Origin of the sequence: Streptomyces sp. NBC_00873, from assembly GCF_045207415.1 — a bacterium.
GTDB lineage: Bacteria > Actinomycetota > Actinomycetes > Streptomycetales > Streptomycetaceae > Streptomyces.
Genome location: NZ_CP108803.1, coordinates 5,732,621 through 5,746,865 on the forward strand (window position 1 = coordinate 5,732,621; position 14,245 = coordinate 5,746,865).

Sequence of the window (14,245 nt, forward strand, 5' to 3'; positions counted from 1 at the left end):
CCCCTGGGGGCGCAATCACGCCACCAGGGGCACCCGAGTGGGACCACAGGACCACCGCTCTGACGTCCAGGCATGGAATCATGACGTCCCAAGCCAATCGGTGCTCTGTGAACTGCCGTTGGCGGACAGCTTGTGAACTTCAGGCCGTGGCCTTCAGGGGGAGGAACGATGGCGGACACCTTCGGGCCCGTGCGCGATGCCAATGATGCCGACGACGCTGCCTGTGCCGATACCGGCGCGGACGCGGAGAGTTCCCGTAAGGAGCCGATCCGCGTCCTGGTGGTGGATGACCATGCGCTCTTCCGCAGAGGTCTGGAGATTGTCCTCGCCCAGGAGGAGGACATCCAGGTCGTCGGCGAGGCGGGTGACGGGGCGGAGGCCGTCGACAAGGCGGCCGACCTGCTGCCCGACATCGTGCTGATGGACGTACGGATGCCCAAGCGCGGCGGCATCGAGGCCTGCACCTCCATCAAGGAGGTGGCCCCCAGCGCGAAGATCATCATGCTGACGATCAGTGACGAGGAGGCCGACCTCTACGACGCGATCAAGGCGGGTGCCACCGGCTATCTCCTCAAGGAGATCTCCACCGACGAGGTGGCCACGGCGATCCGCGCGGTCGCCGACGGGCAGTCCCAGATCAGCCCGTCCATGGCGTCCAAACTGCTCACCGAATTCAAGTCGATGATCCAGCGGACCGACGAGCGCAGGCTGGTGCCGGCGCCGCGGCTCACCGACCGGGAGCTCGAAGTCCTCAAACTGGTTGCCACGGGCATGAACAATCGCGATATCGCGAAGGAACTGTTCATTTCCGAGAACACCGTGAAGAACCACGTCCGCAACATTCTGGAGAAGCTGCAGCTGCATTCCAGGATGGAAGCAGTGGTCTATGCGATGCGGGAGAAGATTCTGGAGATCAGGTGAATCCTGTACGCCGGTACAGCCGGGTCAGCCGAGGGCGCGGGCGACTTCCTGGCTGAGCGCCTCGCGCAGCTCCGGTGCGTCCACCCGTTCCACCCGGACCGCCGTGCAGCCGACCCAGGACGCCGCCTCCACGAGCGCCTCGGCCATCGGTGCCACGGCCTTCCTGCCTGCCAGGGACACCTGCCGGGCGACCAGAGTCGTGCCCTCGCGCGCCGGATCGACCCGGCCCTGGAGCTTTCCGCCCGCCAGCAGCGGCATCGCGAAATAGCCATGGATCCGCTTGGGCTTGGGGACGTACGCCTCCAGGCGGTGGGTGAAGCCGAAGATCCGCTCCGTCCGTGCCCGCTCCCAGATCAGTGAGTCGAACGGCGACAGCAGCGTCGTACGGTGTCGTCCGCGCGGCTCCGCAGCCAGCGCCGCCGGGTCGGCCCAGGCGGGTTTCGCCCAGCCCTCCACCTTCACCGGCACCAGCCCGGAGTCTGCCACCACCGCGTCGAACTGCTCGGCCTTCAGCCGGTGATAGTCGGCGATGTCCGCCCGGGTGCCGACCCCCAGGGACTGCCCGGCGAGTGCGACGAGCCGGCGCAGACATTCCGTGTCGTCCAGACCGTCATGCAGCACGGCATCGGGCAGTGCACGCTCCGCGAGGTCGTACACCCGCTTCCAGCCGCGCCGCTCGGTGCACACCACTTCGCCGTACATCAGGGCCCGCTCGACGGCGACCTTCGACGCCGACCAGTCCCACCACTCCCCGCCGTTCTTCGCCCCGCCCAGCTCCGTCGCTGTGAGCGGCCCCTCGGCGCGGAGCTGCTTGATCACCATGTCGTACGCCCCGTCGGGCAGATCGTGGTTCCACTGCGGGCGCGCGCGGTAGGAGCGGCGGCGGAACGCGAAGTGCGGCCACTCCTCGACCGGCAGGATGCACGCCGCATGCGACCAGTACTCGAAGGTGCGGCCACCCGACCAGTACGCGTCCTCGATCGTGCGGCGGCCGACCGCGCCGAGGCGCGCGTACGGAATCAGCTCGTGCGAACGGGCCAGCACCGAGATCGTGTCGAGCTGTACGGCGCCGAGGTGCCGCAGCACGCCCGGCACCCCGGCCCGGCGGTCCGGTGCCCCGAGGAAGCCCTGGGCGCGCAGGGCGATCCTGCGCGCCTGGTCGGCGGAGAGTTCGGCTGCGGGAGGCGGCACAGGCGTCATGGACCGAACCCTAGAGGGCCGCACTGACATTCGTTCACGGAGCGGTGGACCGGCCCGTGCGGCCGGAGGCGGGGGCGCCGGTGGGGGACTTCGTCGGCAGATACGGGTGGACTCCCGGCAGGCCCAGGTCGGACGGGAGCAGTGCACCGACCCAGGTGTCCCGCCGCACGCCCTTGTTCAGCAGCCCCGAGCGCTGATCGCCCTCCAGGCGGAAGCCCGCCCGCTGCGCCACGGCCCGCGAGGGCACATTGCCGACCTCGGCCCGCCACTCCAGCCGGTCCCCGCCGAGCGCGGTGAACGTCCAGTGGGCGGCAGCCCGTACCGCCTCCGTCATATAGCCGAGACCGCGGTGCTCCTTCGCCGTCCAGAACCCCACCTCGTACGTGCCCGGCAGGGTGCGCCGGTTGATGCCGAGCGCACCGGTCATCGCCCCGCCGTCGCGCCGCACCACCGCGAAGTTGTACATGAAGTCGTCCTGCCAGCCACCGGGGGACAGCTTCTCCGTGAAGAGTTCGGCATCGGCCCGGCTGTACGGGGAGGGGACGACCGTCCAGCGCTGGATGTCCGGGTCCTGACAGGCGGCGTACACCTCGTCCGCGTCGCTCCGGCGAAAGGGGCGCAGCAGCAGACGTTCGGTGGTGAGAGTGATCGGCTCCATGTACGGATTCTGGTGAGGTGCCGACGGTGATGCGACCAGTTTTCGTGCTTTCCGGCACCTTTCGAGTCCTCCATCCGTTGACTCGAAAGGGCACAGCGGGCTCAACGCGGCGGCAGCCCTCCCGGCGCGGCGGGGTCCTCGCTTACGATGGCCGTTGCGGTGGGGCTCACCTGCCGTGCCCGTGCCAGCGTCCATCACACGACCCAGTGCCAGGCCCGACCGGCAAGGAGACCAGCCTCAGTGTCCGTCTTCAACAAGCTCATGCGTGCAGGCGAAGGCAAGATCCTGCGCAAACTGCACCGCATCGCGGACCAGGTCAGCTCCATCGAAGAGGACTTCGTCAACCTCTCCGACGCCGAGCTGCGGGCGCTCACCGACGAGTACAAGGAACGGTACGCGGACGGCGAGAGCCTGGACGACCTGCTCCCCGAGGCATTCGCGACGGTCCGTGAGGCCGCCAAGCGAGTCCTCGGACAGCGCCACTACGACGTCCAGATGATGGGTGGCGCGGCGCTGCACCTCGGCTATGTGGCCGAGATGAAGACCGGTGAGGGCAAGACCCTCGTCGGCACCCTGCCCGCGTATCTCAACGCGCTCTCCGGCAAGGGCGTGCACCTGATCACGGTCAATGACTATCTGGCCGAGCGCGACTCCGAGATGATGGGCCGGGTCCACAAGTTCCTGGGCCTGTCCGTCGGCTGCATCCTCGCGAACATGACGCCGACCCAGCGACGTGAGCAGTACGCCTGCGACATCACGTACGGCACGAACAACGAGTTCGGCTTCGACTACCTCCGCGACAACATGGCGTGGTCCGCGGACGAGCTCGTCCAGCGCGGCCACAACTTCGCGGTGGTCGACGAGGTCGACTCGATCCTCGTCGACGAGGCCCGTACGCCGCTGATCATCTCCGGCCCGGCCGATCAGGCGACCAAGTGGTACGGCGACTTCGCCAAGCTGGTCACGCGCCTCAAGAAGGGCGAGGCGGGCAATCCGCTCAAGGGTATCGAGGAGACCGGCGACTACGAGGTCGACGAGAAGAAGCGGACCGTCGCGATCCATGAGTCCGGTGTGGCGAAGGTGGAGGACTGGCTCGGCATCGACAACCTCTACGAGTCGGTGAACACCCCGCTCGTCGGATACCTCAACAACGCCATCAAGGCCAAGGAACTCTTCAAGAATGACAAGGACTACGTCGTCATCGACGGCGAAGTCATGATCGTCGACGAGCACACCGGCCGTATTCTCGCCGGCCGCCGCTACAACGAGGGCATGCACCAGGCGATCGAGGCGAAGGAAGGGGTGGACATCAAGGACGAGAACCAGACCCTCGCCACGATCACCCTGCAGAACTTCTTCCGCCTCTACGGCAAGCTGTCCGGCATGACCGGTACGGCGATGACCGAGGCCGCCGAGTTCCACCAGATCTACAAGCTCGGCGTCGTGCCGATCCCGACGAACCGGCCGATGGTCCGCGCCGACCAGTCGGACCTGATCTACCGGACCGAGGTCGCGAAGTTCGCCGCGGTCGTCGACGACATCGCCGAGAAGCACGAGAAGGGCCAGCCGATCCTGGTCGGCACCACCTCGGTCGAGAAGTCCGAGTACCTCTCGCAGCAGCTCTCCAAGCGTGGTGTGCAGCACGAGGTCCTCAACGCCAAGCAGCACGACCGTGAGGCGACGATCGTTGCCCAGGCCGGCCGCAAGGGCGCGGTCACGGTCGCGACGAACATGGCCGGCCGCGGTACGGACATCAAGCTCGGCGGCAACCCCGACGACCTCGCCGAGGCAGAGCTGCGCCAGCGCGGTCTCGACCCCGTCGACCACGTCGAGGAGTGGGCGGCCGCGCTGCCCACCGCGCTGGAGAAGGCCGAGCAGGCCGTCAGGGCGGAGTTCGAAGAGGTCAAGGAGCTCGGCGGGCTGTACGTCCTCGGTACGGAGCGGCACGAGTCGCGGCGTATCGACAACCAGCTGCGCGGTCGTTCCGGCCGTCAGGGCGACCCGGGCGAGTCCCGCTTCTACCTGTCGCTCGGCGACGACCTGATGCGGCTGTTCAAGGCGCAGATGGTCGAGCGCGTGATGTCGATGGCGAACGTGCCGGACGATGTGCCGATCGAGAACAAGATGGTGACGCGGGCGATCGCGTCGGCGCAGTCGCAGGTCGAGCAGCAGAACTTCGAGACGCGTAAGAACGTCCTGAAGTACGACGAGGTGCTCAACCGGCAGCGCGAGGTCATCTACGGCGAGCGCCGTCGCGTCCTGGAGGGTGAGGACCTGCAGGAGCAGATCCGCCACTTCATGGACGACACCATCGACGACTACATCCGGCAGGAGACCGCCGAAGGCTTCGCCGAGGAGTGGGACCTCGACCGGCTGTGGGGCGCGTTCAGGCAGCTCTACCCGGTGAAGGTCACCGTCGAAGAGCTGGAGGACGCGGCCGGGGACCGGGCCGGGATCACCGCCGAGTTCATCGGGGAGTCCATCAAGGACGACATCCACGAGCAGTACGACGAGCGCGAGAAGCAGCTCGGCTCGGACATCATGCGTGAGCTGGAGCGGCGCGTCGTGCTGTCCGTCCTGGACCGCAAGTGGCGTGAGCACCTCTACGAGATGGACTACCTCCAGGAGGGCATCGGCCTGCGGGCCATGGCGCAGAAGGACCCGCTGGTCGAGTACCAGCGCGAGGGCTTCGACATGTTCAACGCCATGATGGAGGGCATCAAGGAGGAGTCCGTCGGCTACCTGTTCAACCTGGAGGTCCAGGTCGAGCAGCAGGTCGAGGAGGTCCCGGTGCAGGATGCGGCCGAGCGGACCTCGCTGGCCAAGGAGGACGCCACGGTTCCGGCCGCGGCGCGTCCGGAGATCCGCGCCAAGGGGCTCGACGCTCCGCAGCGGCCGGACCGGCTGCACTTCTCCGCTCCCACGGTGGACGGGGAGGGCGGTGTCGTCGAGGGCGACTTCGCCAACGGTGACGGTGGGGCCGGGTCGGAGTCGGACGGGCTCACCCGGGCGGAGCGGCGCAAGGCGCAGAAGAGCGGTGGCGGGGGGCGGCGCCGCAAGAAGTAGGTGCGGCAGCGCCTGCGTCCTGCGGGCGTGAGTTTGCTTTGTACGGCGGCTGGGGCCGGGCACCGAGGGGTGTCCGGCCCCAGCCGTGTGCGGGGGCGGGATGGGCCGCCGGGGTCGCCCGGCGGCCGCTCTGTCCTGGGGCGCCGGACGGGCCCGGAGGGCCTGCTGGTGCAAGCCTGCCGCGGGGGCCGGGGGCTTGTCCTCGAACGCCGGAGGGGCGTGAAGCACCGGACGGGCCCGGGGATGGCTGCTGGGGTCGCGCTGTGCCGCGAGCGGTGGGTGCCGGGGTCTCGCCTCAGAGGCTGTCGGGCTACCTTCGATCGGGAAGCGTGTGTGCCAGGGCACGACCGCCCGATCAGAGGTAGCCCGACAGCCCTTCAACTGCTGGACTTGGTGCCGCCCAGCTCAACCGCTGCGCAGCGCCAGCGGAGGTCCGGGCCCTGTTCCAGGCGGAAGGCCATGGCGCGTACCTCTTCGCCCGCCGCGATGCTCGCGCACGCTTCCACCACTCCCGGTGCGGGCTGGGCGCCGTGGCAGCGGCGTACCACCGGGCGGGCCCCGCGGGCCCTGAGCGGGGTTGCCGGGGCCAGTTCGGCAAGTTGGTCGTAGGCCTCGCCGATGGTGTGGCCGAGCATCCAGTGGACCGGTCGCTGGCCGCTGAGAACCGCGAGGAGGCGTTCCGCGAACCAGTGGTGCGGGCGCATGCGCTGCGCTGTCCGGCGACGCTGCGCCGGTACGGCTTCGGGCCTGCGCTGGTCGTGACGTCCGGCGGGCCGGGTCCTGTTCACGCTCATCGTTCATCGCCACCGTTGATCCGAGGCCCGGTTTTCTACCGGGCGGTAACTTCTGCTGGGGATCTTCTACGGCGGTGGCGTACGCGTCCGCAAGCGCCGTCGGGGCGCCGGGCGCGGTCCCAGAGGTTCACCTATCCGGGTGACGGGAGCGGTGCCGCAAGGTGCGTGGGGGAGGCGTGAGGGGTGAATCGTGCGCGTGGGGTGGACGGGCCGGAGGCCGTACCCGTAACCCCGATGGGGGACGTCGCACGTATCCTGAGGGCGTCTCCGACTACGAAAGCGGCCAGCCATGCGCGTGTACGTCCCACTGACCCTCTCCGGTCTCGCAGCGGCGCACCGGGCGGGCGAGGTCGGCCCCGGTCCGCTGACCGCGTACGCGGTCACTCCCGCGCTCCGCGAGTGGTACGTCTCCGACGACATCGAGGAGCTGGAGTACGCGGCGCTCAACCGGGCCGCGTCCGCCTCGCTGCGGATGATCGCCGGGGACCCCGGTGCCGTGCGCAGGCGCGTGGTCGTCGCCGTCGACGTACCGGACGGGGAAGCCGTCGCCGACCCCGACCACAGCCTCGATCCGTCGTCGCTCGGTGAGGTGCGGATCGCGTCCGCGGTGGCGCTGAAGAAGGCGGCCGCAGTGCATGTCGACGCGGACGACGCGGAGAAGGACGTAGCGGCGGCCGCCGCGGTGCTCGGCGCGGCGGACCTCGGGGACGACGACGCGCAGTTCACCGTGGACGGTGCCGAGGACCACGAACTGCTCTGGTTCGGGGTGCAGGAGATTCCCAACCTGATCGGCTGACCCGTACCTGACCGGCTGACCCGTTGTCGTACCCGGCAGGTACTTTCTATCCATGGGGACGCACGGGAAGCACCGCAGGCATCTGGTCTGGGACTGGAACGGCACACTGCTCGACGACAACGACGCGGTCGTCGGCGCGACGAATGCCGCGTTCGCCGAGGTGGGCCTGGAGCCGCTCACGCTGGAGCAGTACCGGGAGATGTACTGCATCCCGATCCCCCGCTTCTACGAGCGGCTGATGGGCCGGCTGCCCACCGAGGCCGAGTGGGAGCGGATGGACGGGATCTTCCACCGGTACTACACCGAGCAGCGGGTCGCCTGCGGGCTGACCGCGGGGGCCGCGGAGCTGCTGGCGCAGTGGCAGCTGGCCGGGCGCAGCCAGTCGCTCCTGAGCATGTATGTCCACGAGCAGCTGGTGCCGGTGGTCCGGGGGTACGGGATCGAGCGGCACTTCACGCGGGTCGACGGCCGCACCGGGCCGTCCGGCGGCAGCAAGGCGCAGCACATGGAGCGGCACCTTGCCGCTCTGAACGGGATATCGCCCGAGCACACGGTGGTCATCGGCGACGCGGTGGACGACGCGCTGGCCGCGGCGCATGTCGGTGCGGGGGCGGTGCTCTATACCGGGGGGTCGCACAGCAGAGCCAGCCTGGAGGCGGCCGGCGTGCCGGTGGTGGACAGTCTGGCCGAGGCTGTGGAGCTTGCCGAGCAGATGACCCTCTGAGGGTGCCCGGAGGGGTCCGGCGGGGTCCGACGGGAGACCGAGGGGGTTCTTCGGCGACGTTTCGGCTCGGCGAGGCCTCAACCCGCCCAGGCTTCAGTTCGCCGGGGCCTTCGTGCGCAGGACCTTCAGGAACTCGCGCATCCACGCCGAGTGGTCCGGCCAGGCGCGGGACGAGATCAGGGTGCCGTCCACCACCGCTTCGTGGTCCTCGAAGGTGGCACCCGCCGCCTGCATGTCGAGTTCCAGTGCGGGGTAGGCCGTGACGCGGCGGCCGCTCAGTTCGCCGATCGCCGCCGTCAGCAGAGGGCCGTGGCAGATCTGGGCGACCGGCCTGTCCGAGTCGAAGAAGGCCTTGAGGATCTTGCGGAGCTCGGCGTCGTTGCGCAGGTACTCGGGGGCGCGCCCGCCCGGGATGACCAGGGCGGCGTAGTCTCCGGGGTCGACCTCGGAGAAGGCCAGGTCGGCCGGCCAGGTGTAGCCGGGCTTCTCGGTGTACGTGTCGAAGCCGGGCTCGAAGTCGTGGACGACGAAGCGGAGCGTCTTGCGGGCGGGGGCCGCGATATGGACGTCGTACCCCTCCTCGCGCAGCCGCTGGTACGGGTACAGGACTTCCAGGGACTCGGCGGCGTCGCCGGTGACGATCAGGACCTTCGGTGCCATGGTGCGGGCTCCCCTCGCGCGGACGTCTGCGTCAAGCGTGCATCTGCCCGTTGCGCGCTGTCCAGAGTGTCAAAGTTCGGGGCCTTCTTTTGTACACATACGGCTCATGACGGTTCCGGGTGCGGGCGAGATAGCCTGGACCCGTGATCAGCGCGATACGCCTCGGGGGCAGCGAAGCCCCCGGCCTGCGCCCGGAGTGCCACCGTGCCCGGGCGATCACTGATCCCCTCGTCCCGGACCCGCTGCCGAAAATGGCCAATATGGTCCCGGGCGTCTCTCGTAGCGGCATAGCGTCGTCTCAGACCGGAAACCCCGTGTCGTGGCGGTACGTCGCTTTTTTCACCTACGTCACGCAACGGCGCGCGACAGGAGCCAGAGGACATGCAGACCAAGCTGGACGAAGCCAAGGCCGAGCTGCTCGCACGGGCGGCCCGGGTAGCTGACAACAGTCCGGGCGGTGGTGTCGGCGGCCCGGGCGGTACCCCCCGGGTGGACGTTGCGGGCACCGGGGCCGGCGCCACCGGTGCCGGGCAGGACGAGCGTCCGGGCCCGGACGTGCTGCTCTCGTACCTCCAGCGCTACTACCTGCACACCGCTCCGGAGGACCTCGCCGGCCGCGACCCGGTCGATGTCTTCGGTGCTGCTTCCTCCCACTACCGGCTCGCGGAGAACCGCCCGCAGGGCACTGCGAACGTCCGGGTGCACACCCCGACCGTCGAGGAGAACGGCTGGACGTGCAGCCACTCAGTCGTCGAGGTCGTCACCGACGACATGCCGTTCCTGGTCGACTCCGTCACCAATGAGCTGTCCCGGCAGGGGCGCGGCATCCATGTCGTGATCCACCCGCAGGTCGTCGTCCGTCGCGATGTCACCGGCAAGCTCATCGAGGTCCTCGCCGAGGGCAACGGCCTTTCTGCCGGCCAGCAGGGCCGCAAGGGCGCCAACGGGACCACGCACGCGCTGCCGCACGACGCGCTCGTCGAGTCCTGGATCCACGTCGAGATCGACCGCGAGACCGACCGCTCCGACCTGAAGCAGATCTCCGTGGATCTGCTCCGCGTGCTGTCCGACGTACGGGAGACCGTCGAGGACTGGGACAAGATGCGCGACGCCGCGCTGCGCATCGCCGACGACCTGCCCGGCGAGCCGCTCGACGAGCTCGCCGACGAAGAGGTGAACGAGGCCCGGGAGCTGCTGCGCTGGCTCTCCGCCGACCACTTCACCTTCCTCGGCTACCGCGAGTACGAGCTGAAGGAAAGCGACGCGCTGGCCGCCGTCCCCGGCACCGGCCTCGGCATCCTGCGCTCCGACCCGCACCACAGCGAGGACGAGGCGCACCCGGTCAGCCCGTCCTTCGACCGGCTGCCCGCCGATGTCCGCGCCAAGGCCCGCGAGCACAGGCTGCTGATCCTCACCAAGGCGAACAGCCGGTCGACCGTGCACCGCCCCAGCTACCTCGACTACGTCGGCGTGAAGAAGTTCGACACCGACGGCAATGTCATCGGTGAGCGCCGCTTCCTCGGACTGTTCTCGTCCGCCGCCTACACCGAGTCCGTGCGCCGGGTGCCCGTCATCCGCCGCAAGGTCTCCGAGGTGCTGGAGGGCGCGGGCTTCTCGCCCAACAGCCACGACGGACGCGATCTGGTGCAGATCCTGGAGACGTACCCGCGCGACGAGCTCTTCCAGACGCCCGTCGACCAGCTGCGCTCCGTCGTCACGTCCGTGCTGTACCTCCAGGAGCGGCGCCGGCTGCGCCTCTACCTCCGCCAGGACGAGTACGGGCGCTACTACTCCGCGATCGTCTACCTGCCGCGCGACCGCTACACCACCGGTGTGCGGCTCCGGCTGATCGACATCCTGAAGGAGGAGCTCGCCGGCACCAGCGTCGACTTCACCGCCTGGAACACCGAGTCGATCCTTTCCCGGCTGCACTTCGTCGTGCGTGTCGCGCCCGGCACCGAGCTGCCCGACCTGACCGACGCCGAGGCCGACCGCATCGAGGCGCGTCTCGTCGAGGCCGCCCGCTCCTGGGCCGACGGCTTCCAGGAGGCGCTGACCGCCGAGTGCGGTGAGGAGCGCGCCGCCGAGCTGCTGCGCCACTACGGTCACTCGTTCCCCGAGGGCTACAAGGCCGACCACACGCCGCGTGCCGCCGTCGCCGACCTGGTCCACCTCGAAGCGCTGAAGAAGGACGAGAAGGACTTCGCGCTCAGCCTGTACGAGCCGGTCGGCGCCGGCCCCGGTGAGCGCCGCTTCAAGATCTACCGGACGGGTGAGCAGGTTTCCCTCTCCGCCGTTCTCCCGGCGCTCCAGCGGCTCGGGGTCGAGGTCGTCGACGAGCGTCCGTACGAGCTGCGCTGCGCGGACCGTACGCACGCCTGGATCTACGACTTCGGGCTGCGGATGCCGCAGGTCAACGGCAGCGGCACCTACCTCGCCGACGACGCCCGCGACCGATTCCAGGACGCGTTCGCCGCGGTGTGGACCGGGCAGGCCGAGAACGACGGCTTCAACTCCCTGGTCCTCGGCGCCGGTCTGAACTGGCGGCAGGCGATGGTGCTCCGCGCCTATGCGAAGTACCTGCGACAGGCCGGTTCGACCTTCAGCCAGGACTACATGGAGGACACCCTCCGTAACAACGTCCACACCACCCGGCTGCTGATCTCCCTCTTCGAGGCCCGGATGTCGCCCGGTCGGCAGAGCGCCGGCACGGAGCTGACCGACGGTCTCCTCGAAGAGCTCGACGGGGCGCTCGACCAGGTCGCCTCGCTCGACGAGGACCGGATCCTGCGGTCCTTCCTCACCGTCATCAAGGCGACTCTGCGCACGAACTTCTTCCAGACGGCGGACAGCGGCAGGCCGCACGCGTACGTCTCGATGAAGTTCGACCCGCAGGCCATCCCGGACCTTCCGGCGCCCCGCCCGGCGTTCGAGATCTGGGTGTACTCGCCGCGCGTCGAGGGAGTCCACCTGCGCTTCGGCAAGGTCGCCCGCGGTGGTCTGCGCTGGTCGGACCGGCGGGAGGACTTCCGTACGGAGATCCTCGGCCTGGTCAAGGCGCAGATGGTGAAGAACACCGTCATCGTGCCGGTCGGCGCCAAGGGCGGCTTCGTCGCCAAGCAGCTGCCGGACCCGGCCGTCGACCGTGACGCCTGGATGGCCGAGGGCATCGCCTCGTACCGGACATTCATCTCGGCGCTGCTCGACATCACCGACAACCTGGTGGCCGGCGAGGTCGTGCCGCCCGTCGACGTCGTGCGCCACGACGAGGACGACACGTACCTCGTCGTCGCCGCCGACAAGGGCACCGCGAGCTTCTCCGACATCGCCAACGAGGTCGCCGTCGGGTACGGCTTCTGGCTCGGCGACGCGTTCGCCTCCGGTGGTTCCGCCGGTTACGACCACAAGGGCATGGGCATCACCGCCCGCGGCGCCTGGGAGTCCGTGAAGCGGCACTTCCGCGAGCTCGGCCACGACACCCAGACCGAGGACTTCACGGTCGTCGGCGTCGGCGACATGTCCGGTGACGTGTTCGGCAACGGCATGCTGCTCTCCGAGCACATCCGGCTCGTCGCCGCGTTCGACCACCGGCACATCTTCCTCGACCCGACCCCGGACGCCGCCACCTCGTACGCCGAGCGGCGCCGCCTCTTCGACCTGCCGCGCAGCTCCTGGGCCGAGTACAGCAAGGACCTGCTCTCCGCGGGCGGCGGCATCCACCCCCGTACCGCGAAGTCGATCCCGGTCAACAAGCACGTCCGCGAGGCGCTCGGCATCGAGGCGGGGGTCACCAAGATGACGCCCGCCGACCTGATGCAGACCATCCTCAAGGCGCCCGTCGACCTGGTGTGGAACGGCGGCATCGGTACGTACATCAAGGCGTCGGCCGAGTCGAACGCGGACGTCGGCGACAAGGCCAACGACGCGATTCGCGTCAACGGCGAGGACCTGCGGGCCAAGGTCGTCGGCGAGGGCGGCAACCTCGGCGCGACCCAGCTCGGCCGGATCGAGTTCGCCCGGGGCGGCGGCCGGATCAACACCGACGCGATCGACAACAGCGCCGGTGTGGACACCTCCGACCACGAGGTGAACATCAAGATCCTGCTCAACGGACTGGTCCGGGACGGCGACATGACCGTCAAGCAGCGCAACAAGCTGCTTGCGGACATGACCGACGAGATCGGCCGCCTGGTGCTGCGCAACAACTACGCGCAGAACACCGCGCTCGCCAACTCCGTCACCCAGTCCGCCTCCCTGCTCCACGCCCAGCAGCGCTTCATGCGCCGCCTGGGCCGCGACGGGCACCTGGACCGCGCGCTGGAGTTCCTGCCCACTGACCGGCAGATCCGGGAGCTGCTGAACAGCGGCAAGGGGCTCACCCAGCCCGAACTCGCCGTACTGCTGGCCTACACGAAGATCACCGCATCCGACGAGCTGATCCGGACCAGCCTGCCGGACGACCCGTACCTGCAGAAGCTGCTGTACGCCTACTTCCCGGATCAGCTGCGCGCGCAGTTCCCCGAGGCGGTCGACGGGCACGCGCTGCGTCGCGAGATCATCACCACGGTGCTGGTCAACGACACGGTGAACACCGGTGGTTCGACCTTCCTGCACCGGCTGCGGGAAGAGACCGGCGCATCGATCGAGGAGATCGTGCGGGCGCAGGCCGCAGCCCGCGAGATCTTCGGCCTGGGCCAGGTGTGGGACGCCGTCGAGGCGCTCGACAACAAGGTCGCCGCCGATGTGCTGACCCGGATCAGGCTGCACTCGCGCCGGCTCGTCGAGCGCGGCTCGCGCTGGCTGCTCGGCAATCGGCCGCAGCCGCTGGAGATCGCCGGGACGATCGGCTTCTTCAAGGACGGCGTCGACCAGGTCTGGGCCGAGCTGCCCAAGATGCTGAAGGGTGCCGACGAGGAGTGGTACCGGTCGATTCTGGACGAGCTCACCGAGGCGGGCGTCCCGGACGAGCTGGCGCAGCGCGTCGCCGGATTCTCCTCCGCCTTCCCGGCGCTCGACATCGTGGCGATCGCCGAGCGCATCGGCAAGGACCCGCTCGCCGTCGCCGAGGTCTACTACGACATCGCGGACCGGCTGGGCGTCACCCAGCTGATGGACCGGATCATCGAGCTGCCGCGGAGCGACCGCTGGCAGTCCATGGCCCGTGCCTCCATCCGCGAGGACCTGTACGCCGCGCATGCCGCGCTCACCGCGGATGTGCTGAGCGTGGGCAACGGTACGTCGACACCGCCGGAGCGGTTCGAGGCGTGGGAGGAGAAGAACACGGCGATCCTGACGCGTTCGCGCTCCACGCTGGAGGAGATCCAGGGGTCGGACGCGTTCGACCTGGCGAACCTGTCGGTGGCCATGCGGACGATGCGGACGCTGCTGCGTACGCACGGCTGATCGGGCGGCGGTTGTACGGAAGG

General features: G+C 69.2%; 9 protein-coding genes. 5 read left to right on the plus strand and 4 right to left on the minus strand.

Annotated features, from left to right (window positions below; genetic code table 11):
* Positions 1-168 precede the first annotated feature (168 nt).
* Complete coding sequence (locus OH809_RS26580) at positions 169-921, plus strand: response regulator transcription factor (RefSeq protein ID WP_266985005.1); 753 nt, start codon at positions 169-171, stop codon at positions 919-921.
* 24 nt (positions 922-945) lie between these two features.
* On the opposite strand, the gene OH809_RS26585 is transcribed toward OH809_RS26580, so the two are convergent.
* A complete protein-coding gene (locus OH809_RS26585) occupies positions 946-2,121 on the minus strand; it encodes a winged helix-turn-helix domain-containing protein (RefSeq protein WP_406420113.1) in 1,176 nt (391 codons plus the stop codon).
* A 34-nt stretch (positions 2,122-2,155) separates the two neighbouring features.
* A complete protein-coding gene (locus OH809_RS26590; protein ID WP_406420111.1) occupies positions 2,156-2,779 on the minus strand; it encodes a GNAT family N-acetyltransferase in 624 nt (207 codons plus the stop codon).
* Positions 2,780-3,019: 240 nt separating this feature from the next.
* On the opposite strand from OH809_RS26590, the gene secA reads away from it, so the two are divergent.
* A complete protein-coding gene (gene secA / locus OH809_RS26595) occupies positions 3,020-5,845 on the plus strand; it encodes a preprotein translocase subunit SecA (RefSeq protein ID WP_406420109.1) in 2,826 nt (941 codons plus the stop codon).
* 377 nt (positions 5,846-6,222) lie between these two features.
* Here the strand turns inward: secA and OH809_RS26600 are convergent, their stop codons facing one another.
* Positions 6,223-6,639 (minus strand): Rv3235 family protein, encoded by a 417-nt coding sequence (locus tag OH809_RS26600; protein WP_345517809.1) that lies wholly within the window; start codon positions 6,637-6,639, stop codon positions 6,223-6,225.
* A 289-nt stretch (positions 6,640-6,928) separates the two neighbouring features.
* On the opposite strand from OH809_RS26600, the gene OH809_RS26605 reads away from it, so the two are divergent.
* Together OH809_RS26605 and OH809_RS26610 are read left to right on the plus strand one after the other, a co-directional pair.
* Positions 6,929-7,435 (plus strand): DUF6912 family protein, encoded by a 507-nt coding sequence (locus tag OH809_RS26605; protein ID WP_358859343.1) that lies wholly within the window; start codon positions 6,929-6,931, stop codon positions 7,433-7,435.
* 52 nt (positions 7,436-7,487) lie between these two features.
* Positions 7,488-8,159 (plus strand): HAD family hydrolase, encoded by a 672-nt coding sequence (locus tag OH809_RS26610; protein WP_406420107.1) that lies wholly within the window; start codon positions 7,488-7,490, stop codon positions 8,157-8,159.
* Between the two features lie 93 nt (positions 8,160-8,252).
* Here OH809_RS26610 and OH809_RS26615 read toward each other — a convergent pair whose 3' ends face one another.
* Positions 8,253-8,819, minus strand: a complete 567-nt coding sequence (locus tag OH809_RS26615) for a DJ-1/PfpI family protein (protein ID WP_406420105.1) — start codon at positions 8,817-8,819, stop codon at positions 8,253-8,255.
* Between the two features lie 381 nt (positions 8,820-9,200).
* Here OH809_RS26615 and OH809_RS26620 point away from each other — a divergent pair, with 381 nt between their 5' ends.
* On the plus strand, positions 9,201-14,222 hold the full coding sequence (locus OH809_RS26620) for an NAD-glutamate dehydrogenase (protein WP_406420104.1): 5,022 nt from the start codon (positions 9,201-9,203) through the stop codon (positions 14,220-14,222).
* Positions 14,223-14,245: the final 23 nt, after the last annotated feature.